At 41.5% G+C, this 24,493-nt stretch carries 30 protein-coding genes, 1 tRNA gene and 1 pseudogene; 1 reads left to right on the forward strand and 31 read right to left on the reverse strand.

Annotated features, from left to right (window positions below; translation table 11 throughout):
- The first annotated feature begins 32 nt into the window (after window positions 1-32).
- Window positions 33-105 (forward strand) — tRNA-Ala (locus NSU13_RS14195).
- An 83-nt stretch (window positions 106-188) separates the two neighbouring features.
- On the opposite strand, the gene NSU13_RS14200 is transcribed toward NSU13_RS14195, so the two are convergent.
- The 31 genes and pseudogenes from NSU13_RS14200 to terS form a co-directional block, all read right to left on the reverse strand.
- Complete coding sequence (locus NSU13_RS14200) at window positions 189-341, reverse strand: hypothetical protein (RefSeq protein ID WP_252049749.1); 153 nt, start codon at window positions 339-341, stop codon at window positions 189-191.
- A gap of 105 nt (window positions 342-446) precedes the next feature.
- Window positions 447-1,250 (reverse strand): N-acetylmuramoyl-L-alanine amidase, encoded by an 804-nt coding sequence (locus NSU13_RS14205; RefSeq protein ID WP_252049750.1) that lies wholly within the window; start codon window positions 1,248-1,250, stop codon window positions 447-449.
- Window positions 1,251-1,269: 19 nt separating this feature from the next.
- A complete protein-coding gene (locus NSU13_RS14210; protein WP_046313431.1) occupies window positions 1,270-1,533 on the reverse strand; it encodes a phage holin in 264 nt (87 codons plus the stop codon).
- Window positions 1,534-1,545: 12 nt separating this feature from the next.
- Window positions 1,546-1,758, reverse strand: coding sequence for a BhlA/UviB family holin-like peptide (locus tag NSU13_RS14215; protein ID WP_017367922.1), 213 nt, complete (start codon window positions 1,756-1,758; stop codon window positions 1,546-1,548).
- 36 nt (window positions 1,759-1,794) lie between these two features.
- Window positions 1,795-1,938 (reverse strand): XkdX family protein, encoded by a 144-nt coding sequence (locus NSU13_RS14220; RefSeq protein WP_180951396.1) that lies wholly within the window; start codon window positions 1,936-1,938, stop codon window positions 1,795-1,797.
- A complete protein-coding gene (locus tag NSU13_RS14225) occupies window positions 1,935-2,255 on the reverse strand; it encodes a hypothetical protein (RefSeq protein ID WP_101676415.1) in 321 nt (106 codons plus the stop codon). The genes NSU13_RS14220 and NSU13_RS14225 overlap by 4 nt, the downstream gene beginning before the upstream one ends.
- Window positions 2,256-2,270: 15 nt before the next feature.
- Window positions 2,271-3,587: a hypothetical protein gene (locus NSU13_RS14230; RefSeq protein WP_252049752.1), complete on the reverse strand. Its 1,317-nt coding sequence runs from the start codon at window positions 3,585-3,587 to the stop codon at window positions 2,271-2,273.
- Between the two features lie 123 nt (window positions 3,588-3,710).
- A pseudogene (locus tag NSU13_RS14235) lies at window positions 3,711-3,821 on the reverse strand (BhlA/UviB family holin-like peptide); the annotation flags it as partial.
- A 22-nt stretch (window positions 3,822-3,843) separates the two neighbouring features.
- Entirely contained in the window at window positions 3,844-5,055 is a 1,212-nt protein-coding gene (locus tag NSU13_RS14240) for a hypothetical protein (RefSeq protein WP_252049753.1), read from the reverse strand.
- 13 nt (window positions 5,056-5,068) lie between these two features.
- Window positions 5,069-5,452 carry a phage tail protein gene (locus NSU13_RS14245; RefSeq protein ID WP_024423249.1) on the reverse strand — a complete coding sequence of 128 codons (384 nt, stop codon included), beginning with the start codon at window positions 5,450-5,452 and terminating at the stop codon, window positions 5,069-5,071.
- A gap of 11 nt (window positions 5,453-5,463) precedes the next feature.
- Window positions 5,464-6,387, reverse strand: a complete 924-nt coding sequence (locus tag NSU13_RS14250) for a YmfQ family protein (protein ID WP_268412772.1) — start codon at window positions 6,385-6,387, stop codon at window positions 5,464-5,466.
- A complete protein-coding gene (locus NSU13_RS14255) occupies window positions 6,371-7,420 on the reverse strand; it encodes a baseplate J/gp47 family protein (RefSeq protein ID WP_144496348.1) in 1,050 nt (349 codons plus the stop codon). The genes NSU13_RS14250 and NSU13_RS14255 overlap by 17 nt, the downstream gene beginning before the upstream one ends.
- Complete coding sequence (locus NSU13_RS14260) at window positions 7,413-7,835, reverse strand: DUF2634 domain-containing protein (RefSeq protein WP_041115871.1); 423 nt, start codon at window positions 7,833-7,835, stop codon at window positions 7,413-7,415. Before NSU13_RS14260 ends, NSU13_RS14255 begins: the two co-directional genes overlap by 8 nt.
- 14 nt (window positions 7,836-7,849) lie before the next feature.
- Window positions 7,850-8,116: a DUF2577 family protein gene (locus tag NSU13_RS14265; protein WP_024423253.1), complete on the reverse strand. Its 267-nt coding sequence runs from the start codon at window positions 8,114-8,116 to the stop codon at window positions 7,850-7,852.
- Entirely contained in the window at window positions 8,113-9,123 is a 1,011-nt protein-coding gene (locus NSU13_RS14270) for a phage portal protein (RefSeq protein WP_101676420.1), read from the reverse strand. Before NSU13_RS14270 ends, NSU13_RS14265 begins: the two co-directional genes overlap by 4 nt.
- Window positions 9,124-9,134: 11 nt before the next feature.
- On the reverse strand, window positions 9,135-9,803 hold the full coding sequence (locus tag NSU13_RS14275; RefSeq protein ID WP_034282467.1) for a LysM peptidoglycan-binding domain-containing protein: 669 nt from the start codon (window positions 9,801-9,803) through the stop codon (window positions 9,135-9,137).
- Window positions 9,796-14,064 (reverse strand): transglycosylase SLT domain-containing protein, encoded by a 4,269-nt coding sequence (locus tag NSU13_RS14280; RefSeq protein ID WP_342489583.1) that lies wholly within the window; start codon window positions 14,062-14,064, stop codon window positions 9,796-9,798. The genes NSU13_RS14275 and NSU13_RS14280 overlap by 8 nt, the downstream gene beginning before the upstream one ends.
- Window positions 14,065-14,202, reverse strand: coding sequence for a hypothetical protein (locus NSU13_RS14285; RefSeq protein WP_095357030.1), 138 nt, complete (start codon window positions 14,200-14,202; stop codon window positions 14,065-14,067).
- Window positions 14,203-14,243: 41 nt separating this feature from the next.
- Window positions 14,244-14,684 carry a phage portal protein gene (locus NSU13_RS14290; RefSeq protein ID WP_012011040.1) on the reverse strand — a complete coding sequence of 147 codons (441 nt, stop codon included), beginning with the start codon at window positions 14,682-14,684 and terminating at the stop codon, window positions 14,244-14,246.
- Window positions 14,685-15,209: 525 nt separating this feature from the next.
- Window positions 15,210-15,653: a phage tail tube protein gene (locus NSU13_RS14295; RefSeq protein WP_024423257.1), complete on the reverse strand. Its 444-nt coding sequence runs from the start codon at window positions 15,651-15,653 to the stop codon at window positions 15,210-15,212.
- Between the two features lies 1 nt (window position 15,654).
- Window positions 15,655-17,001 (reverse strand): phage tail sheath family protein, encoded by a 1,347-nt coding sequence (locus tag NSU13_RS14300; protein ID WP_034282473.1) that lies wholly within the window; start codon window positions 16,999-17,001, stop codon window positions 15,655-15,657.
- A gap of 3 nt (window positions 17,002-17,004) precedes the next feature.
- Window positions 17,005-17,217 (reverse strand): hypothetical protein, encoded by a 213-nt coding sequence (locus NSU13_RS14305; protein WP_034282476.1) that lies wholly within the window; start codon window positions 17,215-17,217, stop codon window positions 17,005-17,007.
- Window positions 17,204-17,659: a hypothetical protein gene (locus NSU13_RS14310; protein WP_034282479.1), complete on the reverse strand. Its 456-nt coding sequence runs from the start codon at window positions 17,657-17,659 to the stop codon at window positions 17,204-17,206. Before NSU13_RS14310 ends, NSU13_RS14305 begins: the two co-directional genes overlap by 14 nt.
- Before the next feature lie 4 nt (window positions 17,660-17,663).
- Complete coding sequence (locus NSU13_RS14315; protein ID WP_081124727.1) at window positions 17,664-18,161, reverse strand: HK97 gp10 family phage protein; 498 nt, start codon at window positions 18,159-18,161, stop codon at window positions 17,664-17,666.
- On the reverse strand, window positions 18,158-18,514 hold the full coding sequence (locus NSU13_RS14320; RefSeq protein ID WP_081124728.1) for a YqbH/XkdH family protein: 357 nt from the start codon (window positions 18,512-18,514) through the stop codon (window positions 18,158-18,160). Before NSU13_RS14320 ends, NSU13_RS14315 begins: the two co-directional genes overlap by 4 nt.
- On the reverse strand, window positions 18,511-18,894 hold the full coding sequence (locus NSU13_RS14325; protein ID WP_024423261.1) for a DUF3199 family protein: 384 nt from the start codon (window positions 18,892-18,894) through the stop codon (window positions 18,511-18,513). Before NSU13_RS14325 ends, NSU13_RS14320 begins: the two co-directional genes overlap by 4 nt.
- 13 nt (window positions 18,895-18,907) lie before the next feature.
- A complete protein-coding gene (locus NSU13_RS14330; RefSeq protein WP_340719335.1) occupies window positions 18,908-19,831 on the reverse strand; it encodes a phage major capsid protein in 924 nt (307 codons plus the stop codon).
- 22 nt (window positions 19,832-19,853) lie between these two features.
- A complete protein-coding gene (locus NSU13_RS14335) occupies window positions 19,854-20,942 on the reverse strand; it encodes an XkdF-like putative serine protease domain-containing protein (RefSeq protein WP_081124730.1) in 1,089 nt (362 codons plus the stop codon).
- A 38-nt stretch (window positions 20,943-20,980) separates the two neighbouring features.
- On the reverse strand, window positions 20,981-22,438 hold the full coding sequence (locus NSU13_RS14340) for a phage portal protein (protein ID WP_081124731.1): 1,458 nt from the start codon (window positions 22,436-22,438) through the stop codon (window positions 20,981-20,983).
- Entirely contained in the window at window positions 22,435-23,736 is a 1,302-nt protein-coding gene (locus NSU13_RS14345) for a PBSX family phage terminase large subunit (RefSeq protein WP_162176180.1), read from the reverse strand. Before NSU13_RS14345 ends, NSU13_RS14340 begins: the two co-directional genes overlap by 4 nt.
- A gap of 8 nt (window positions 23,737-23,744) precedes the next feature.
- The gene (gene terS / locus NSU13_RS14350; protein ID WP_252049759.1) at window positions 23,745-24,389 is read right to left on the reverse strand and encodes a phage terminase small subunit; all 645 of its coding nucleotides are present in this window, start codon (window positions 24,387-24,389) and stop codon (window positions 23,745-23,747) included.
- Window positions 24,390-24,493 lie beyond the last annotated feature (104 nt).

Raw genomic sequence — 24,493 nt, forward strand, 5'->3', positions numbered from 1 at the left:
ATTGATTATAATAAATTATGTCGTCATACCTCGGGGCATTAGCTCAGCTGGGAGAGCGCTACGCTGGCAGCGTAGAGGTCAGCGGTTCGATCCCGCTATGCTCCATACGAAAAACCATTCTTGTAAAATCAAGGATGGTTTTTTTATGTACATATCTCTTACAGTTCTGTTTGTTCTTTGTTTTTTCTTCATAACTTTATGATGCGGTATGTGATCACAGAAAGATAAGTTAGGATGAGAATGATTGTATAGGACACAGGGAAGTCGCTCGTCATTCCGTGATAAATGAAATAGATGAGCAGCACTGACAGCAAAATGATCTGGAGCAGTTCTTTTTTCATTTTTCTCTCCTCTCATGGCCAATTATATCACAAATGATGTCATTTTTTGTTAGCAATCAGCAAGGAAGCATTTCCTCACTTGCTGATAGCTTTTTTTATAGATCATCATTTCTTCTGTAATTGTTCGATTTTGTTCTTCGTCTTCGGTCCGTAAATTCCGTCTGCAGCTAAGCCGTTCATGAGCTGGAACCGCTTGACCGCATTCGCCGTTTTCGGTCCATAATAGCCGTCAATCCCGTTGTTTTTTGCCCCTTTGTCTGGGTAAAAATAGAGAGAAGATAAGGCTTTTTGCACGGCAGTGACTTGAGGGCCTTTTGTTAAGGGCTTGGTGACTTTTAAAATGCCAGATGGCAGATTTGACGATTTCTTTTTGGAAATGGGTGCTTTTTGGCTCAAGCTTTCTGCCTGAACAGGTTTTCTTGTGCTTTTGCTGCCGGTATGTGCTGTGGCTATTCCAGCTTTAAACTGATCCCATCGTCCGAGAAGTTTCCTTGGACACTCTTTCCCGCTCCAATGTTTATGAGGCACTACATTTGATAAAGGAATTCCGAAATCTCCCATCAGCTTTCGAATGAGCCATTGGGCATTTTCGACTGCTTGTTCAAAGCTGCCGTCTGCATTTTCACAAATTTCAATACCAATTGATTTCATATTGCCGGTGCCTCTGCCATCCCCTGCGTGCCAGCCGTTTTCGTTTAACGGTAAATGCTGATAAATCACCTGATCATCAACGGTGTAATGCCAGCTCACCCCGGTACTTGAACGTGCAACAAATGCTGCATGACTGGCCGCATTGGCACCTTTTGCACTGTTTGACGTATTATGCACCGTAATATAGAGCGGCTTCATCGTGTTTCCTGGTCTGTTGCGATGTTGTTTTGGGATCAATGCTTGAATGATTTTCACCATGTTGTTTCTCCTTCAAGTATTATTTTGTTAGCCCTCTTTGTTTCAGAGCATCTTTTTGTAATTTGCCTTTGTAGGTCACATAATTGTTTTTAAACCAAGCTGTTACCGCTGTGACCATAGTGAAAATTGTAGAACCTGCCACATATAGTGCCTCACCTGCGGTTTGTACTTGCTCCTCACTAATCGGCAGCACCGTCTGTCCAAACATGACAAGCGTTTGATTGATCAGAGCAATAAAAAGAAGCACTGTGCGAATCACAGTGCCTTTGTCGAATGTTTTCATGATATTTACCTCCTATTTTAAATTCCGTTCAATTTTGTCAAGCTTGTCGATCACGACATCATACTTCTCACTAAACTTTGCTAACACATCATTTTGCGCCTCGATTTGCTCATTGAGCTTGTTTTCTCTTTCCTTTGTTGTGTTGAGAACATAGAACAGAATCCAGCAAAAAAGAACGGCAAATGGGCCTTGTGTCATTAAGTTTTGAACAACATCTACTTCCATTGGAATCACCTTCTTTCCGACAAAAAAATAAAGCCATTAGGCTTCGTATTTGTCTCCTGTTATGTCTCGATAGTCATCTGCCGAGATCCAGCCGATGCTTACATAAAATGCAATGTCCTCTGGGCCGTAACACTGCCAATCCCAAAATTGTTTGATATCTGCTACAGTTGGAAACATCATTTTGAAGTCCCCCCTTCTTGCATAGCCAATAACTGCGTTAATTGTTTAGATAACAAGGCATTTTGTTTCTTTAAAATATCTATAACACTTGGCGGGAGTGGGGCTGGTTTTAAGCTATCTATATATTCCTGTGTCGCTGATTCATACCATTGTTGTTTTTCCACATCAAAAGCTGCTTTATAAAAAGAAGGATTATTGGGTGGAGCAATTGTTGTGCATTGATCTGGAATGATATAATTTCCTTCATCATCCCTCTCAAACACTTCGATAGGTCTGACCAATTCATTTTGATGGTTGTACTCATAAACTTGTATCATACTATCACTTCTTCCTTAATTTAATGGGACGACCGTGTCTAAATAGTAGCCAGTTACTGCACTTTCATTCGCTGCCAGTAAACCAGTTAGCTTTAGCTCTCCTGTCTTATATATAAGTAATTTACTATGACCCGTTGTACCTGATACGGGAACTGACACCACAAGACCTTTCTCTGGTAAGCCCGTACTTGGAATACTTCCACAGATAACTTCTCTATTTGCTTTTAGGTGACCTCTCAACAATAATAAATTTCCCCATCTAGTATATTCAACTGGTCTATCTCCAATAGAAGAACCGCTGCCCAAGGTAACATTTAGCCACTTAACATTTTCAAAATCAGCATCAGTGACTAATTTTTTCCATCCTTTAAAGACTCCATCAGTATGAACAGTCCCGAACCAATGAGTGTTGTCGAAACTTCTGATGACATGAATGGTCTTTCTACCATTTACAGTTTCTAAGATATCGATATTAAACCAAGAAGAATCATTATCGACAGGCATATTTAAAACATTAGATCCAACAGCAAAGTAAAATCCGGATGGTAGCGTTAAGATATCAGTACCTATTGGCATTGAAAGTCTTAATCCCTTTGAGTTTAATAGGTGATGGTCATTGAGACGCTTCCAACCGCTCCACTCTTGTTGGGTGCCTGTTACATCAGTTGTTGAACGGTTAATATAGACATCTCCTGTATTGTTTGCACCGATGACCCAGCCGTAGGTATTTTCACTAAAAACAGACAAAGCCCTCATGGAACTTCTTGTCGGAAGATCTGGATGTGCTTCATGGATGTACCATGAGTGAACTCCCGGCAATTTTAACAGCTTATCTAAAATGCTAGGATCATCTGCATTAATTCTTTCAAAAGCTTTTCCATCATCAGCAGTGATTTTAGATAATTGTCCTGCATCCCATTTGTTTTTTTCATTTTGAGTCGGCATCTGCACCCAGTTAATTCCAATGTCTTTCACATGATAAGAAAAACAAAATGAATTGCCTGATGTGTCAATTGCAATTCCTACTCCAATATTATTTTGTCCTACAAATTGAAAGCCTCTTAATGCAGCATTTCCAACAGCAGGAGAATCAACTACTCCAGAACCTCCTGGGGCATAGAATGAGCAGGCACCTAGCGCTTTAATTTCCTCATAGATACTGCCACCAGCAGGGATATTAATCAATTGGGACCCGTTATCATTTGTCATTTTATATAGCTGCGATTTATTCCATTTCTTCTTTTCTGAATCAGAGACGTGAGGATTTGTATCTCCTGTATGAAGATTGAATTGTTCTAATAGTTCTTGGTCATTTTCAATCAAAATCTTCACTAGATTGTTAAAAAGATCTGCATGAGCCTTATCGCTCGTACTAAAAGGTTGAGGTGTTTTTATGATCTTTTTCTCCTTTCAAAAAACCATTATTATTAGGCGATGTTATGCATTGAACTTATGTTCTCGTTCCTTTGTTGTATTAAGCACATAAAACAGAATCCAGCAAAAGTGAACGGCAAATAGACCTTGTGTCACTAAATCTTGAACGACAGCTACCTCCGATTTGTTCACACACTTTCTTTTTCAAATAATCCTATCTTAGCTGTGACAAGGTAACATAAGCTCTATTTACCGTAATGGTTCTCCCAGTGTTTTTGGGTGTAATATAAAATGTTAATTTGTCTCCTGCTTTAAACTTTTGTTGAAGGTATAATACACATACACTTGATGAGACCACAGGATTCCAGTTACCTAATCGTTGAAATTCTGTACCATTCACATAACATGACAAAATACTATCTGATCCAACAGGAATGTTATTGCTATTAAGATAAAGCCTAATTAAATACAGACCATTGTTTTTCAGTGTAATTTCAGCGCGCGAACGATTATACTCTCCTAGATCGTCTGATCTTGTATCACCAAAATTCAGTTTTGTTGGAACGTTTTCAACGGCTGATACAGAAGAATTATCGAGATCATACGTATCAACAAAAGAAGTATTATCCATATCCTCCTTTGTTAAAACACGTTTCCAGCCTTGCCACCCCAAATTTAAATCAAGATAGTTTGTATACATGTAATTGTTATAATCTATTGCTATGACCCATCCAAATGTACCTTTTCCATTACTATCTTGAGAAGTAAAATGATACATACCACGACACGATCTTGTTGTTGGGCTGTTTAATGCTTTACCTGTAACATAAAATGTTCCATGCCTTGGACCTAAAGAAACTACCTTTTCGAGTAAATCTTCACCATCAGAAACAGATAGAATCACCCCTCCATTATCCGCAGTTATCTTAGATAGTTGCCCTTCATTCCATTTATTTAAATCGTTTATACTCGGAAGAGGTGTCCAAGTAATAGTCGTATGCCCATGATTGTAATAAAAGCTGTATGCCTTCCCTGCTATATCTACCGCAAAGCCTGCCCCTATGTTATTTTGGCCTACTATTTGCATGCCTCTCAGTGATATATTTGACGATGATGGAGAATCTTCTACTCCAGGAGCTGCGTAAAATGTACATGTTCCTTTATCCTTAATCGCATCAAATATTTTTGAATCTGCTGAGACATTGATAAGCTGCATACCGTTGTCTGCAGTTATTTTATAAATTTGTGAGTCATTCCATTTTTTCTTTTCTTCTTCAGATGCATGGAGGTTCATATCCTGAGTGTGACTCGTAAGCTGTTCTAACAGTCCATTGTCGTTTTCAAGCAAGGTTTGGACCATTTCATTGAATAAATCAGCATGAGCTTTGTCACTAGTTTCAAATGTTTTTGGTGAATTTATTTCCATTTAAATCCCTCCATTAATAAATATCATCAATCTCAAAAACAAATTCGATGTCGCCGTCTTTTTGTTTGTCTGTCATGGTGCGAATGGCGGTGAATTTGCCGTCTTCGTCGACAAGTGCTAGTTCGTTGATCACTTCTCCTGCCAGTTCTCCTTCGGCGATCGTGCAGGTGTAGCGGATTTTAGCTGGTTCCATGAAGGTAAACGAATCAATATTTTTTTGGACTAGTTCTTTTTTGAGTTTTTGTTCAGTGCCGTCTAGTGAGATCGGTTTTCCATCCTTCGTTCCCCCATTTCCAAAGGCCATTTTGACGACTTTTGTGAGTTTTGTTCCTTCAGCTCTTGCCTTTGCCATTTGTTGACGTGCATACAGTGTTGTTACGGTTAATTGATCAGCCATTGTGATCCTCCTTATAAATCTATTTTTTTAGAAGTTGCTGCTAGCATTTTTGATCCATCCAGCGGAACAGATCCATCGAGAATCCAGTAATGATCTTTGATCAGTAAGCTTCCACCCTGCTCAGTTTGGACATGTACTGGCAGACGGAACGTCATCTTCTTCTTGGTTTGATGCTGGAGCTGATTTTTTGTGCGTAAAGTCAATGCCGCTCCTTGCTTCGTTTCATGTACCGCTCCAGTCATGACATAGTTCATGCGATATGCTGTTTCTGACTGATGTTGAAGCCGCATTCTCATGTTTAATGAATGCCGAAAACGAGCAGGCACATCCGTTGTACCTCGTGTTCCGCTGAGATAAAACGTACCATTTAAGACAAATTCACCATTGAGTAAAATCGGGATATGATCGAAAAAACCCACTCTGCTGCGCAGTGTGAGCCTCCCGTGATGATCATTTTTTTCATGTACGTCGGTATGATGAAAAGCTGTGAACGTATAAGCCAAGTGTGCAGGTTTTAACGTTTCAAGTATTTCTACAATATATCTCGTGTTTTGCAGATCATCTAAGTTCACACGTAAGGCGAAATGATACCGATTGGTTGTGAGACGGATGACAGCACTTGGATTCTTGAGAAAGCGATTGACTGATTTCTCTAATGAAAGATACGTGATTGGCGGAATATTTGACATCATATTGAGTAAGCGTGCCCTTCGCAGTTCAATTGAATCATCTGATTCCCGCTGCACCTTCAGCATTCTTTCCCATCTGTTTAATCCCCATGTCGCAGTTAAAGGAAAGAACTGATCCGTTAAGTCGAAAATGGATTCGTCCAATTGCTCAAATTCCGGTGCCTCTGTCTTGAGCAGGTGATCCACTTCATAAATCTTTGTAAAATATGGCGGCAAGTAGTTTTTCATTTCATCCTGTTTGCTCAATAACCTTCACCTGCCTAAGACGCGGAATCTCAATGTCCTGTAATACTAAGTTTTTCGACTCCCCATTCAATAACACATCTGCATAATCTGACACACTTTCTGAATGGTACAGAATATCATTTAAGGCAGACATTCGAATGGTACTCTTTTCAAATGCGATTGATTTTAACAGCGTCTTGACCTTTTCTTCTATTTCTTTCTGAGCTCCTTCAAGGGTCCAGTCCATTTGAAGTTCGACAGCCACTTCTATGTCGATATCCAGCCATTTGGCGCTTTCAACGATTGCTTTTGAGCCTATAGGCGCTTGTCCTTCTCCTTCACCTGGCACTGGGTCGATATATTCCTGTACTCTTTTGACAAGAAGGTCTGATGCAACATCTAGATTGCCATCTGTGATGACAATTTTGACCGTCCCTTCTCCGTTCCAAAGCGGGAACACTTTCGCTCTGCCAACACCGGGCACTTCTTCAGCCCATTTTTTATAATGCGCCCTGTTGGCACTGACAGCCTCCCGCCTCGCACGTATTAAATATCGATCATATAAAGAAGCGTCATCTTCCTCCTCTTGACCTGGTATCACCAGTTCTTTCATCTTAATCGATTCAAGTCCTGGAATTGTATCAAGTGACAGCAGCGGCTGATCTGTTAACTGAACATTGCCGGCTTTACCAGGTGTCTCGCATTCTAGCGTGCCATCCTTCGAATACTGGAAATAAACGTCTTCAATAAAAAAACGTGAACCAGCTGGAATGTTGATATTTTCTGGCTGAATGGCCGCTGACCAAACTGCTTTAGTGGCTGGTTTTCTTTCAATTCCTACTTCAGCAGCCCGCCGATCTAGAAACTCTCCTTGTGCTGTATCTGCAAAGACCAGCTCAAACACTTGATCAAGCCAAATATAGGACTGGGCCAATTCAGCGGCAGCAGGTGCCAAGGCATTCCAAATGACGCTGTTTTCTCTTTTATCTATATCATCTGGCAGTCTATCCAGCATTCTTTCCATTAATGCTTCGTACGTTTGTTCCTCAAACATCGCCCTCCATCACCTCCTCTATTTCTAATGTGCCCTCATCTGTGACAATTGCTAGTTTGACATGAAATGAGTCATTTTGCTTTGTGACCTCTAACTCTTCAATATGGTCAATCCGCTCGTCAACGAGCAGTGCTTCCTCTAGCAGCCTTGGAATTTCCATTTCTTTGTATTCATCCGTGGCTTCTGTATCCGTCAACAGCTCCTGAATTTCAGTACCAATGTCGTGGCTGTAGATAGGATGTGCATACCGCTCTGTCCTAAGTGTCATATAAACGAATTGCCGAATTGCCTCGATGCCTGAAATGGTTTCGCCTGTCAGCCTGCCAGTTTCAAAATCTATTCGATACGTCGTCGAGGTTTCGACTTCTTCATCTTCTTCTGTTTCCTCGATTTCTTCCTCTGGTGAAAGTGCCACGTTCATCACCTCCCTTACAATTTGTCGATGATGTAAAAGGACTGGCCTCCTGCCATTGCAAGCACCATAATACTGTCTCCCCTTTTCAGCTCATCATCCTCACCCTTATTTAAGCGCTTCGGCCAAATCAGTAATTCTTCTGGAATGATCAGCTTATGATTTTCATTTAATCGGATGCTCAGAGGGGAAACTGCCGTGACTTCTCCGATGACAAGATCAATTGGAGATTCTGCGTCTACTGCATTCACTGCCAATCGTTTAATCGCTTCACTTAATCTCACGCTTGATCACCCTTTGGCATGGAATTTTTCTCAACAACATCAATGGTCATGGTGTGTTTCACCCCACTGAATTCATGTTTGTCTTGATCGATCCAGTAAGTTTTTTTCACGTTGATTTCAGGAATTTTCAAATAGATTGGGAGACCGCTTTGCAGCTCTGGAATTCCTAACGCTTGTATGCTTTTGACTTCTTGTTTGACGCCTTTTTTCTCTGCCAGCCGTACTTTGGCTCTTTTTTGCAGCTGCGGCTGGTTGATTTGCCCTGTGACTGTCTCAACATGCTGTAAAATACCGTATTTATTCTGACCGGCTTTATCCTGTTCAATCACCACAATCTCGGATTTACTGCCTTTTTTCTTATTCTTCCCCTGTTCATCAGCAGACGTACGCATCTTGACTCGAGTGGCTGTCTCTTCAATCGAGGTGCTGTATTGATAACTGATGAGATTGACGCCTGATTCAATGACCCAGACGTCCTCTGGATCAGGCCAGGCTCTCAGCCCCATCTTGCCTTTAGCAGAAAAGATTTGATAGTTTCTTCCTGTTTGCCGCTTCGTTTCTTTCAATGCTTTCAATATCATGTCATACAGGCTCGTGTCATTTTTAAAGACTAGTGATTTTATGACATGTCCTGTATTGGAGATAGAAGTCATTGGAATTTGAAAGTCGGCTCCAATCCGCCTTAAGATTTGATCTGCTCTTTGATTTGAAAAAACATAGACATCTTGGTTTTTCACCAAATATTGGAGCATATCGTATGCAGTAAACGTCAGCTTTCCTTCAACCGGCGTCCGCGAAAAAACAATGCCTCTAAACAGCTCTTTTCCTTTCCATTTAAAAAGAACCGTGTCCCCTTCCGAGACACGGTAATATGTTTGACTGCCTTGTTTTGTGATAATATTTGCCTGAATTGAGCGAGGGGCTTGATACCTTTGCCCCTGAAGTGTCACACTCTCTGTGACAAGCTCATACATGGTGCCGCTTCTGATGGCAAAAAGCTCGATCAATGCCAGCCCCCCTATTGTGGTATTTTCAACCTTTGTCCAGGGAAAATCCAATGCCCCGGCTGCTTAATATTGCGTCTGCTACGTTTAATCATCGCTAATTTATTGGCATTCCAAATACGCCGCCATTTTGTACTGTCGCCATAAAACCTGCCAGAAATGGCCCATAGCGTATCCCCTTTTTTGACGGTGTACATTTTTGGTGGTGTTTTTGAAGGTCGTTTCTTTTTCGTTTGTTTTGCTTTTTTCTTACGTTTTATTTTCCTAGGAGATGCAGTTTTGTATTCCTTTAACTCGATCGTAAATTCACGATCTCCAATATCATATGACCCTTCCTTGTGGGTGAAGCTTTCAATGCTGCACGTCATATTGATTTTTGTTCCAGTTACAATCAACCGCACGGATTTCTTTGAACGCATCATTCGTTCAATTTTCGCGATAGCATTCTCTGGTGATGGAATGCTTTTATATTCAGCAATCGGCGAATATTTCTTAGGAAATAATGAGGTGAATGATACTTGTTTAGCCGATGGTACGTCAATAAAGGTCAGTTCTCCAAAAGAGGCGACCTTTACCGTTTCATTTTGTACGTTATTTGTGATTTCGAGTTCGGATGGAAGGACAGGGAATCGCAACTTGTCCTTTCCTTGGGAAATCCACAATTGATACACTGATTTACCCATCAATTACGACCCCCTTCGTTCCTGTATGAATCTCTACTTCTAGTTCATCTACAAGCATTTGTTTAATTTTTTCGACTAGCGATTGCTGATCTTGTCCATTATGGAAATGCTGATCTCCATTGAATTGAATCGTAATCTGTTTATTACCTGGCGAAGTTGTACTGCCAGTAGACTGAGCTGAGGTAACTTGCTGCATCTGTGCTTCCGGTAAAGGAGCAGATGCATTTGATGGATCATATACTTGCATCCCAAGTGCCTTGGCTGCCTGCGTCAATAAATACCTTCCGCGAATGCCTCTTTCCTCTGGAATGATCCATTCGCGTTTATTTCCTTCACCGACTCTAGCCACCTGCTCTTGAGTAATCAATCCGCCATTTGCATAGCCTTTATAAGGTCCGCCTCTTCTCATACTTCGTAATCCCGGCGTGTTGAAGACTGTTCCATATCTTCCCTTAATGTAGTTAATAGCTGCTACGGCATTATGAATTGGGTTCCAAATGTCATTCATGCCTTTGCCTTTATTGGCGTTAAACGTCGTTCCAATGGTTTGCATTAAGCCTTTAGAAGGGGTTCCCTTTTTGGCGTTGGAATCCCATAAGTTGATCGCTCTCGGATTTCCACGTGACTCATGCTGCGCGATGGTCATCAGACCTGGAAGCCAGCTCATTGATGTACCAGTTGCCATGATAGCCGCCATGAGCCATTGTTTAATATTAAGCCCTGAAGCTCCCATACCGCTGAAGGCACCGATTAATGAACCAGCCTGATTTTCAGCAAATTTTTTCACATCAACTGAGTCAAGCCCTTTGACAACACCGATTGACGCAAATTTCCCAAGACTCATCATGACGCGTGAAGGGGAATGAATGTCTAATTCCTCTCTAAACGCCTGCTCTACTTTCTTCGCCATTTCTTTGGCTGCTTGCGTGACTTCGCTTCCTTTGGAACGAATGCCGCTGTTAAAGGCGTCAATCATTCCAGAACCCCAGCCTGGTGATTCTTGTTTTGCTTGCAGGAATGGTTGTTTGATGTGCTGATCTACGTATTGGCTAGTACCAACTGATGTGGCATTTTGCCCTGCCGCAAAACCACTAACCGTTCCAGAACCCCAAGTTGGTGATGCCGTCATCACTTGTTGGTATGGTGCTTTTACACGACTTTGCAAGAAGCTATCTGTTCCTGTTGGTGTCATCTGCTGACCATTTGCAAAGGCAGAAACCGTTTGCTGACCATACTTACCTGAGTCTGATGTCAATTGACCAAAAGGCTGCTGAATATTCTTTTGTTTCCATTGATCAAGAGAGATGACTTTACGGTTTAACCCTTGTTCAAAATCGTTATTAAATTGCTCGCCAATGCTAGAGGCTTGAATGTTCGCATTCATCGAGACTGATCCGCCTCCGCTCATTGAACCTACAGAAGATGTTAGAGTTGTAGGTGCTGGGGAGCTTGACACTGGATTTCCTGCCGCTCCGCTCGGGACAACAGACATTCCAAGTTGAGAAGCAGCCTGTGCAAGCAGCATCTTACCGCGCCCTCGGTTATTTTGAGTTGGAATGACAAATTCGTTACCAGCTTCACCGACCCATGATAAGGTTGGCTGGGTGATATAGCCGCCTGTGGCGTTATTTGCTGCTTTCTCAGACGGTTTCAAACCTGTTTTTTCTTCACCTTTTTTAATAAAGATATTAAGAAATTTCCCACCAATTTTTTTAGCCGTATCAAATACATTTCCTACAACGCCAAAGATACCTTCCCATGTTTTCTTTAAAGTTTCAGCATGCTCTTTCAAAGGATTAAATACTTTCTCTTCGAACCATGAACTCACTTTTTTCCAGATACCCTTGATCGTTTCCCATGCTTCATTAAATTTTTCCCACACGAATTCAATTGCTGGCTTGGCATATTTTTGATAGGGTTGCCATACATTTTCATCAAACCAAGTTGAAACTTTCTCCCAGGTAGTTTTAATCCAGCTCCATGTATTTTGAAACAAATTCCACACAAAAGTAATGGCTGGCAGGGCATAAGTTTTAAACGGTGTCCAAACGTATTCATTAAACCACTCAGAGAATGCACCCCATTTTTCTTGAATCCAGTTCCATGTATTTTGAAACAGATTCCATATAAACATAATTGCAGGTATTGCATATGTTTTAAAAGGCGTCCAAACGTATTCATTAAACCATTCAGAGAATACACTCCATGTCTCCTGAATCCAGTTCCACGTTTCAACAAGTTTATTCCATACCCAGCCAATTGCTTCTATCGCATATTGACCAAATGGGTCCCAAACATTTGTTAAAAACCATTCAGAGAATACACCCCATGTTTCCTGAATCCAATTCCATGTGTCAACAAGTTTATTCCATACCCAGCCAATTGCTTCTATCGCATATTGGCCAAATGGTTCCCAAACATAATCCATGAACCATTTAGATGCTACTGCCCAAATATTTTTGATAATTGTCCAAGCAACATCAAATACACCAACTACAAAATTGATAATCGGGACTGAAAAATTATAAATAGGCAGCCAAACTTTTTCCATGAACCAAGAAGAAAGCTGTCCCCATTTTTCAGTGATCCAATTCCATGTCTCACCGAAGAACGTTGTAATAGGAATTAAAACATTATTATTGATCCAGCTCGAAACTTTGTTCCAGATTTCTTTAATCCACTTAACTGCATTTTCAGCACCTTTGACAATGTCATCCCATTTTTTCTTCAAGGTTCCATCATCAAACATTTTACCGATCCATTTTCCTAAGCTTTCGCCTAAAATACTACCTAAGATTCCGCCAATTGCTGTGCCAATACCTGGTGCAATCATTGTTCCTATCGCGGCACCACCCATACCACCAGCGACGCCCCCGCCGAATCCTCCTACTTTTTCGCCTACATTTTCTTTTGTTGTGCCGATTAATTCTGTTGCACTAAGCAAGGGCCCAAGAATTGGTACCTTTTTTAATAGCTTACCTGCTCCTTTACCTAAATTTTTAAATGTATCTCCTAAGCCTTTTAGCTTATCGGTATCTTTGAGCATCCCAGCGAGCCCTGCGATAGCCATAACACCTGGTATTTTTTTGGTTAGACCACCTAATTTAGTTGGGAGCTTTCTATTCTTTTCCACCCTTGAAGTTCCCGTTGGATTATTCGGTTGGTTTTTGGGTCCATTTCTATTATCTGTTCGGGCAGTTCCCGTTGGATTTAAACCTTTTGCACAACAAGAACAGCAGCTTACTCTAAATAAACCTTTTTCATTTTGCGTTTGGTCTGAGTTCTGGTTACCCGGTTGCCCTGATGAAGCATTATTATTAGATCCACCCGAGTCATTCGTTTGATTTTTCGGACCAAGGATCCAATCTAATCCTTTGTTAACCCATTTATCTAAATAATCCTCAGGATTGATTTTAATCTTCTCACTAATTCGTCCGATCACTTCTTGCTTGTATTCGTCGATTTTTGTTTCAATCCAAGGTAGCGCCTTCTCATCCCAAAATTTTCTAGGACTCAATTTTTCCTTCAGCTTATCGGTAACGTCACCTGCATATTTTTCAATTTCTTTTAGTGCCTTATTTCCCAAATTCCCCAACCAGTTCTGTTTGTTTTCATTCGTTTTTGTAGCAGCAGTTGCATTAGGTTGCTTTTTTACTTTCTTTTCTTTCACAACAGACTCTGCCTGATCTCGTTTTTTCAGCTTACTTTTTGCATTGTCTTGAACAGACACTCTGATTTCGTGTTTGGACATCGTCAAGCTTTTGAGTGTCTTTTTGATTCGTTGAATTGCAGCGGTGGCTTGGTCAACCATGTTTAATCTCATATAGTACGTTCTGTTGATGAGCTGAAGAATTGATTTTTTGATCGATGACATTTTCGCTGACAATTGATCGTTTAGTTTAAACGTCAGCATAATGGGACTTGTCCCCATTTGTTTCAAACGATCTATGCTGGATTTAATGACATCCAGCCCCTTCGCTTGAAAGGATATGACCAGATGATCCGGTATTAGGTTTAACTGATTTTTTAATGCTTTTAGATCCCGATAGATTCCCTGATCCAGCCTCATAGAAAATACTGAAACTTTCCGCAATGATAACGTGAGGTTTCTTAATTTCTTTTCATCCATTTCCAGACTTATTTTCACTGGTTTTCTGAATGGTTTGAGCTGCTTCTCAAACGTTTGAAATCGTTTTTGAATGCGTAATAACTTCTTCGACACCCGGTCTTCTAATTCAAATCGTGCTGTAAGTTTCGCCAATTATTTACCTCCTTTCTTTGCTTCTTTTTCTAGCATGTCTAGCTTGTAGCTGATGAGTCCGAAAAGGAATGCTTTGAACGGTCTTGGGGATTCGTATAATTCCAGGAGTTCAGATGGGGAGTAGTGAAGCTCGTGCATTGCGTAATATAAAAACACCGCTTCTTTATCCCCATCTTTTATTAGTTTTTTGCTGCTTCTTCTAAATCTTCAATTTCATCTTCGAATCCGTTGATTTCGATCGCTTTGTTTAACCAGTTCGCATATTCACCGCCGACTGACAGGACCCGTTTTGCTACTTCAACTGGATCTTGTGTGCTGTAGGCTTCTCTTAATTCCTTTGAGCGGAAATCTGGGTAAATCGTCGATTCAATCGCAATACGTGCGTAGAAGCGCTGGCTGTCTAAGTCTTTCACACGTCCTCTGCCTTTGACATTTTTGAAGGTTGTGTTTTCTTTTTCCAATTCATCAATACGTTCAGTTGTAATGGCTTTAAAGACAAAAGGAATGACATTCCCTTTTTTATCAACAAAACGCTTAGAAATCGGTACTTTGACTTCTTCCGCTTCTACTGTTTGTCCTGGCATAAAAAATGAAAGATCAAATGTTTGTTTTTCACTCATGTTTAAAAACTCCCTTTGTTATGTTTTTTTGAATGCAAAAAAGCACATCCATTTTTTGAATGTGCTTTCCAATCTTTTCATGTATAATTTAAATTGTACAATTGAACGGCTTGCTCAAGGGCGTCTGGCTCATCCCCGATAGGAAGGGGGTGATGCATATGTCAACATTTGAAGCGATTTCCCTTATGCTTTTATTCGGGATGTTTATCTTTACTTTGTTGACGTATATAGACAAAAAATAGACTCCCCTTGAGCTGTGGAAGGTTAAAGGGAAGTCTACCTAAAGAACCTATTCGAAAAGCCAGCCCCTTGAAGGGCCTCATTGTACATTGCCGGGATGTTAGAGCATCCTGGCTTCTTTTTATTTTATGCAAATCGCTTTGCATGTAAACATATTTTAATGAATCGAATACAAGACGTCACCAGAAGAAATGAAGACGACTTCAAGACGGTTGTATTACAACTGCATTATAGCATATTCAGTTATTATTTTGCTAATTAATTAGCTAATTTCCTCCACTTTTCTTAGAATGTATTCTTCAGCTTTTCAGGCAGATCAAAGTCCTCGAATGTGAAAGGAACTTCTTCTTCAAGCGCCTCTGAATCAACATCCAATCCAGCGATTTTAGCAGAATCAAAGTTGACATCAAATAATGTCACACGCTCAGTGCCACGGCCTGATGATTTATCGTCAATGACAGCTTGAAGAGTGAAATATGGATCTTCTCCTTTTTTCACATAATTGAGCATTAATTGAACGAAACGGGACGTAACTTTATAGAATGTTGCCGTTCCTGTTCCGTTTGCTCCAGTTGTTTTATGTCCAGTCATTCGGCGGCCCATGACGTTGACTTCTGATTTGTTTTTCTCCACGTTTGCTTCGAAGGTTTTAATAAATGCAAGCTCCTCACCTTCTAAGAAAAGACGACCTTCTTTACCTGAAATTGTATTTTGCGCTTTAAAAGCCATCTTACTTCACCTCCACATTGAAATAGAATTTTTCTGCTGCATCTACTGGTTGAACCGCTAAATCGATGATAAATCCATCACGATCTTCATTGAGACCGATCACGATATCTGTTTCTGAATTAAAGCCTGTAATGCCGCTGCCATCTTGAAGCTGTGTAAGATACTGAGTAATCAGTGTTTTCACAAGCTGCACACCATCATCTGATGCTGGAATGTCATTGCCATTGGCTTTACGTAATTTAATCAGATTTTTTAATTCGAATGTTAAATCATTGTTGATCGCATCAAGCACACGAATGATTTTATTTTTCGCCAATTGCTGGTTCTTTTCAGCTGTAAAGCTAGTCAAGGAGTTAATATCTTTTTCAACACTCACGGTACGATCTCTCGCATCAAAGGTGAAAAGGAACTCCCCTTGTGATAATCGGTATTCTACTTGATCATTGTCAAGGCGTTCTAATGTATCGACTGCTCCTTCGTATTCAACAAAGGTCAATGACTGATTGAAATTTGCTCCGGCACTTGCACCTGCGACCCATGCTGTTGTTTGGGCAGGTGTTAGTTCTGTTCCATCTTCGAGGACAACGCCGCTTGTCACATTGATGATTCCTTCTTGGTCCGCTGCATAATTCGCCACAACCCCTTGCACCTTACGTCCTTGCTTATCACGTAGACGCTCGATAAATGAAGCGAAGGTTGCTTTTAATTGCTCACTATTATCGACTGGAAGGGCAATGACATCGAAGTATTCTGTTTCTGCTGCTTCTAGGAAAGCTGTATAATCTGCGACACTTGCCACGCCGTTTTTCCCGCCGCTTAGTGCCACACCTGCTGTGATGACGGCTTCACCTTCACCAGAAAATTGAACGTATTTGTTTTTCACAAGGTCTTTGACATCAGTGACGACCTGTTTATCCACAATATCTGTTCCAAGATAAGTGATCACATCGCGTTTTGTGCTATCAAGTACATTTTCTGCGACTTGTACTGTGATCTCATTTCCTTTTAGGCCGCCATAATTTGCTGTGACGACAAAATTTTCAGCAATTTCGGCTTTGGCCGGCTCTCCTTCATTTAGGCGGTAAAGCAAGACCGTTTGGGCTTTTTTCTTTGCTTCACGGAAAAGAAGAAGTGACTTATCATCAATGTTGAGTCCAACCTTTTTATTTAAATCTTCCATGTTTGAAACGGAAATAAAGGTTTTGGGTTCTCCCCAGCTCATCACAAGGGGAAGTGCCACTGTACCTCGATCGCCTAAAGTAATTCGCTGCTCTGCTGTTGTTTTAAAATTAAAGTAAATACCAGGACGCTTTTTCTCTGTACCTGGTGTAAAAGTGCCTCCGTTCATCCTTTAAACCTCCTTGGACAAAAAAGCATCAATGTGCTTTTTCGCTTCTGTTTTTGTAATTGGTTGATGTTTGATATAAAAAAGAGCCCCTTCAAGGATTTCTGGTTTGACCCCAAAAAGATCCTTACTGTGCTCCTTTAAGGCTTCAAATGAAAAGCCAAATTCTTTTTCTTCGCCGGCTGTTTGAGCGGGCTGAGCATGTTTAGTCTTGCTCACGTTTGATCACCCCATCTGAAAAGTTGATATCTTCAAGGCTTGCCTGTTTGTCACGGTTATACCAATAGCTGCTATCCCACGTCAGGACAATCGCTGCTACGCCTTGATCTATCATTCTTGTTTCCACTCTTTTTATGCGGACATAATCATCAAGCACCTCTCCGTCTTCACTCATCATCTGAATGATTTGACGATCAGCAAGCAATGCATCAACGATTGATTCTGCCGCATCATGTGCTTTTTCTGTATCAATATGAAAGACTTTCACTTGCAGCGAATAAGATTTCATAAAGGTAGAGACCGTATCTGGACCACTGATCACTGTCACAGGCGGCACGTAAACGGATGGCACTTGAAAGCGTTCTGGCAAAAGACGATCATACATTGTCACAGGAAAGTGTGTGTAGATATAATGCATGATTGCCCCGACTTCTTGATTCATTCCATCACCTCCCAAAATGTCGATCGAACCAGCTTTGCAGCTTTCGATCCAGCGACTGGTCAAACATTTGCTCATAGAGCATGACAGCATGATCCCAGTAGCCATTGCCATCAATCCATTGAGAGGCAAGCATCATTCCTGTACTTGCATTCGGATCATATTCAAAGCGGCTGCCAGTCCATCTGCCAGGCACCCATCTTCGCTCTCCACTTGAAGAAGTGGCATGTCCATCATTGACATAGGAGGCATATTCAAGCTGCGTTCCCACTTCAAGTGTGAGACCGCCTTTTGAAATGAGAAAATGATTCTCCTTATCGCCTTGTGTAAAGGATCTAAGAAGCCAGCCTGTATCAACAGCATTCTCCTTGATTAATTCATCCTGAATGATGTCTAAAAACTGCAGGCCCATGTCCTTCAGCCAATCTTGATATTCTGCCTTTAAGCCGCCATCACCCGCTGTCTGCAGCTGTGAAATCAGCCGGTCAAGTCCATCAATTTTCATAGATTTTCCTTCCTGACTGCCATCACTTCGAAGTGATGATTTTTCACTTTTTTAGGCTGCTGTAATTTGAGTGACACGCCATTCCACACCATTTTGTCATGCAAACGAATATCAGTTGCTAAAGGAAAATGGACAAGATAGGATTGATAAATGACTGTATTCGGCTCTTCTTGCACAAGTGACTGGTTTTTTTCTATGACATAACAAGCAAGATCGGTCAGGCTGGGAGCATCGGGATAGGAAAGTGTTATTTGTAAATCATCAGCTGGAATTCCAAATTTCCCGCGGGCAGACTCCTTATGCTCAAGGTGAAAAAGATCACAGCGATCTGTTAATAGAGATTGATAGCTCATAATGACCTCACCTTTAACTTGGCACTACCGCCGGTCAATGTTGGTTCAATGTAATCTACAAGCAGGGCATATACATAGGGTCTGCCTTTCACTTGATCAGCTGCCTTCGCATATGAATAATCGCCCATTTTCTCTGACGTAAAGCCTTTCATCATAGATTCGTCATCATTCAGCATGGCAAAATATTGGGCCATTTTTAATAATGCGATTCTTGCTTTTTCAGGGAGGGGCTGATATTTTTCGCTTGAGAAATCGTGACCTACGATCTGAAATACCGCAGCTTCTGCTTCGATAATATCTGCTGTCAGTCTTTCCACAGATCGATTTTTCACACGATCAAAGACAGAATAGGCTTGCAGTTCTTCAGCAGAAATGATCATGGCCTGCCGTCACCTACTCTTTCACTTTCATCACTTTTGCTACAGCATCCTCTTCCTCAAATTTGCTGTCTAGCTTCGCTGTGAGGACAATAATAAATTTACGGCTGCGAATATCTTTTTCTACTTCAATTCGAATATTACGAGAGAAACCTACGATAATATTTTTAGGGTGTGTCAGCAAAATATCTGATACGTCTGTTCCCGCTTCGTCATATGCCTGCATATTGGCAAGACCTTTGACCGGCACACCAAATGCAGAAGAAAGTCCGCCTTGAATGGCCGCATCTCCAAGGCCTGTCTGACGGTTTGCTACTTGATCCTTCCACTCAACCTCTAAGCTTGGGGATGTGTAGAAACGGAAATCCTGAGGTACACGTAAATATTTTGACGGCATCGCTTTATAGGCTTGCTTAAACATTTGGCGGCTGATTTCCGCTCCGTTTGCATCTACGATATGAGAAACTGCTTGTTTTCTCACGCCATCCATTTGAGCTAAAAATGGATCTGCTGAAGTCGTATCGCCATTGACGATGAGCTCTTCAATGTCAACGGCTGCTCGTTCAGCTAGCATTTGCATAATCGTCTGCTGAATTCCGTCTTTCTCAATATTGTTTTCAATGCTGTCGTAGGTCATATGAATCTCTGCGATGACCTCTTTCGCATTTAGCTGGACAGTGCTTGTCGCTGGGACAACACGGTCTTTCGCATCAAGTGCTTTGCCTTCTTCTGCTGGGCGCAAAATACGCTGGCCAAAGCCGATTTTTTCGATTTTTTGTGAATCACTTTCCATTGGAATGATACGTGCATCATTTAAAACGGTTGGTGTATTTTGCATCATTCTAATGAATGTGTTGGATTGGGTTGCGTTCATGAGACCGCCGGTTTTTAAGCTGGCAAGTGTCATTTCGGCCTTGCGAATCAACTCTTGATTTCTCACACTGGTTCCTCCTTATTTAGGCTTATAGTAAGCCATCCCATATGGGCTTTGTACTGTCATTTTGTGTATCGTGGATTGTTTGTTTTGACATACCGCGCGCTTTTTCAAGCATGTGAATCCGCTCTGAAATAGGCAAAAGCTGCTGCTGAAGCACTTGCTCAAGCGCTGCTTTTTCTCTGCTGGCTGATTTCTCTAAGGAAGAAAGCTGATGACGAATCGGTGCAACGACTTGCTCAAGCACCTTTTGGACAGGTTCTTCCTCTGTTTGATCTGTTTCCTGCTGTTCTGCCTGCTGTAAGACGTTTTCAATGGCCATTTTTGCTTTTTCAAGCTCTTGTACTTGCTCCGTTGTCAGAGCGGCATCTTGTTTTTGTACGGAGGCTGGCCTTTCACCAATCGTTTGAAGCACATCCTCTGTCTTCAAAATGTCCTGCACGATTGGCAGCAATTGCTCAAGCGCTGATCTTACACCCGCCTCATCACCATCACTTGACTGTAAGGCTTCCAGCAGATGGTCTAAAACGCTCCAAAATTGTTGTGACATGTTTGCACCTTCCTCTTTCAAAAAGAAATTTTTCAGCAAAGAAAAAAGCCCTCTCTCATTTGTGCTTTGAGATAGGAGCTGATCTTGTTCTTCTATTGCTACGATGTCCGCCGTTCCAGCCATTGAATACCCTGTAATGTGGCCTTTCTGGATTTGATCCCAAATCTCTTGGGAAGCCTTTGTTACAAGTACCCAAGATCCTTTTCGAATCAGCTCACCGCCTACCTCAAAATCAGCGGGGGCAATGTATGATTCAACAACCTCGCCCACACCATGTTGAAAATCATGCTGCTTGTCAATGTGGCGGGCATCCTTCATAAAACCATGTGCCGCTCTTTCAATTTCTTTGGCAGACATAAAGTCTTGGTGTGCATCAGGTGTATTCGGTTCATACACGACACCATACACAAGACGATGAGCATCTTCTGCCTTTGTCAGCACACTAACCTCCTTTTGAAAGTCAGGCTGGCTTTTCTTTGCCTTCATCAAAAAGAATTTCTTTTTGTTTGCGGCTCTGTCCACATAGGAAACATGCGTAATTTTTGCGTTTTTTAATTCTCTTGGCATATGTTCACCCCCTTTCAAAAAAGCGCATGCGCTTCGGTTTATTTCTTCAGCTGATTCGCCTCTCGTTGAGGCTCTTGTTCGGCTGATGTCATGCGGCTTTCTAAAGGTCTGTGATAGAGATCCTCCGGCCATTCCTCTAACGTTTTCCCAAGGATACGTCCTGCTAGATCTCGCAAATCGTTTGGTGACACTGCCCCAGCCTGAATAAACGGTGTCAGAACCTTGGCAATCTCTAATGGATCTCTAAAGTCAGGACCATTTAATAGGAAACGAACATGCCAAATATCAAGATCCGGCAGGAAAAGGGTATTGAGCTTTCCTGTGATGAGATGCCGTTCAGGCTGAAATACCTGTTCTTCTGTTGTTTTTCGCGCCGTATCGGCTGTCGCTTTGTTATAGTCTTGAGACTCACCTGTGTAAATAGGCGGCAGGCGAAAAGCAGAGCGGATTTTGTTTCTTGTTTTTTCATCGTATTCTAAAAAGAGTGCATCTTCTTGCAAGATCTCTGCTAGAGATTTGAAGTTCACTTTGACATTTGAGACATCTTCTTCTCCAGTTAACCCTTTTTCCGTCGGGAGACCTTCGACTTCAAGCAATAGAAATTTATGTGCATGATCAGAGCCTTCGATATCGTCCATATAATCCTGAAGCTGCTGATAGGAAGACTCAGACAGCATTCCATTTTCGACAATGATGGCACCAGGTACATGCCGCCCTTGTTTAAAATAAAGATAGTTCAACTCTTCTGCCTTGCGTGCCCCATACATATTGACGATGTTGCCAATCCAGCGGGGAATCCCATACGTTCCACTGCCGATTTTAAAATGAATCACTTCTGTTGCGCGCAGCGGCTCTGGGGTGGTGTCATCGTATTTGCCTGTTTCACAATGTAAAATGCGCGGATCACCATACTCCTTGAAGAAGACTTTCTTTTCATTGATCACCTGCACATATTTACGGAATCGTTTCTTTCGATTCATTGTTTTCAATTCGCCGTTTTCTGTATACCGGAATTCAACATCAACTGGCTCACTAAGCTTGCAAATACGGATATGGAGCGAATCTAAATACTCGATTCCTGCCGGCTTTCCCTGACCATCTCGGAGAACCTCTAAAAAACCATTCCCCGTTTTCTCCCGGTCTTCGATGACATAGCCAAGCACCACATCAGCAGACTCATCATAGTTCATGTATTTCGTAAACTCTTCAAGTCTTGTCCATTCCTTCTCTGCTGCTTTCTTTTTTGCCGGTTTCACACCTTCTGCATTAAAGTCAAAGGCATATTCTACACCAAAACCAAAGCCTAAAATATTGGTCTTATACGCATCAATACATTGCTGAAGAATGGTTGAATATTCTGCCATGCTTTTTAATTCATTGATATTGTAAGGCGGGGGAACAATATCATCTTTTTCGTAGGAAAATTCATCTGCATACATTTGTTTTGTATGATCAGACATGTTTGCCTTCATAATGGTTGCTTTCAATTGTTTCATTGTATGGACCTCCTCTCTCTGTTTGGACGGACACGCTCTGAGGCGGTCTGTTTCAAATCTGTCACTTCATAATCATCCAGCGCATACCAGATGGCTGATAAAGTGTGCGGATCGATTTGAAATTCATCTTCCTCTAGACGTCCATCCTTATCTGCCTTATAGGTTAGTGATTGAAGTTCATAGATGGTATATGGACAAGCATCAGAACAAATAATTTTCTTAAACCGTTTGATTTTTTTTGTATACTGCAAACGTGAGCCTTGGAACTTATGTGCCGCTACCATTTGAAAGCCGCGCTGCCGAAAATAGTGAATGGTTTTAGGTTCGGCTGCGTCAGCTTTAATCAGTTCCTGGGATTCAATGAACTCTTGCAGGTCAGTGGCTGTTTCATCATCTGTTTTCCCGCGGTCGTAATATTCCCAATAAATATATAAGTACTTTTTTTCATGATCGACAGCTAACCGAATGAGCGCATTGTATGATTCAACAAATCCAAAATCCATGCCTGCTCGTTTCAGCGGTCTGTCAATCTGCTGAATGGCTTCTAATACATCAGAATGGCTTCTCACCTCAAATTGAGGAAAAACCTTTGTGCCATTAATGCCGAAATACCCCTTCCTCGCAATGCGATAGAGATCTGGGTCATACTCTTTCAGCTCATCCAGCTGCTTCACGTAGCTTTTAGGAAGGAATAGGTTATCTTCCGCCGTGGAGTGATGGTAATACGTATCCTTGATGACAACGGTTCGCTTTTTGTATAATGTTTCGTCATCTAAAACAAATCGCTTCAGCTGTTCATCTCGAAAAAAATGTCTGTACGTCCAATTATCCTGACCAACAGGATTGGTCGATAACATCATATAAAGCGGTAAGGACGGATGCCTCAGCCTTCCAAGCAGCTCTTTAAAACCTTCATAAGAAACCTCTGAACATTCCTCAATCCAAATGATCGAGATGTTGTTGATCGATTTCAATTTTTCAGGCTTGTCCAGTCCTTTAAATAAGATGCTGCTGCCGTTTCGAAACGTTAGTGCAAGCGGCGAACTTCGGCACTTCACCACGTGGTCGATGCCGAGGTCGCTAACGATTTCTTGTAATAAAGAAAAGGTTGATTCGCGGTGCGTATCATACACCTCTCGAATGACAAGTGCTGTCCGCTTTTCTTCCAGCAGTTTTAAGACAAGCTTTAAAGCAATGTGATAGCTTTTGGAGGAGCCATAGCCTCCGACTAAAAATTGAAACTTTTGATTCCAATCGAATAGAAAGTGTTCAAAGTGAGGATTGACTTCTTTTTCAATCAATGGCGTCATGAGTCTTCCTCTTTTCGCTTGATCATGATTTGAAGATCTTCCTCTTTTTCTTCACGCACTGCTTTTTTCGTTTTTTCGATCGTCAGTTCAATTTGCTTCAGCCTTAATCTTCGTTCATCCTTCGCATGTGCGAGCTCTTCAAACTGTTTTATTAAACGCCTGAGTTCACCCATTGCACGGGATTGTGCATTTAAAAACGTCGCATGCCGATCCCATGAAAATTGAAACGAGTATTCTTCTGAGGTCATGTCTAGTTCTGTCTGAATGCCTTCGCCTGTTTCTTCTAATGAAGAAGGCATGTATGCCGCCTTTTTCAGCTCTTTGATCATGTCCTCTTGATCTGCTACATACATGATTCGCTGCGCCCGAATAATGGCTGCATATTGAATTTGAATTTGGTCCCAGATTAAATCAAGCGATGTGCGTCCATCCATTTTCTCCATGATTTCAATCGTTTCATCTGAAAGAAATTGATTGAAAATCGAGTGTGCTTGCTTTGACGAAGTTTTGTGTCTTTGCCATCCGTATCGTCTTTTCCACGATTTGACGGTATGGATCGAGACATTGTAATGATCAGCAATTTGCTGGTACGTCATCCCCTTCATATAATCCTGCTTGGCCTCTATCCGTTTATCTTTCATTTACATTCACCTGCCGCCTCCTTTTAATTCGAATGATTCCCTCTGAAGGAATCATTTGTGTAGGGCTAGCAAACATTCGTTTGGTCTTTCTAACTATAGGTGGC

Source organism: Bacillus sp. FSL M8-0049 (assembly GCF_038593355.1).
Taxonomy (GTDB): domain Bacteria; phylum Bacillota; class Bacilli; order Bacillales; family Bacillaceae; genus Bacillus; species Bacillus safensis.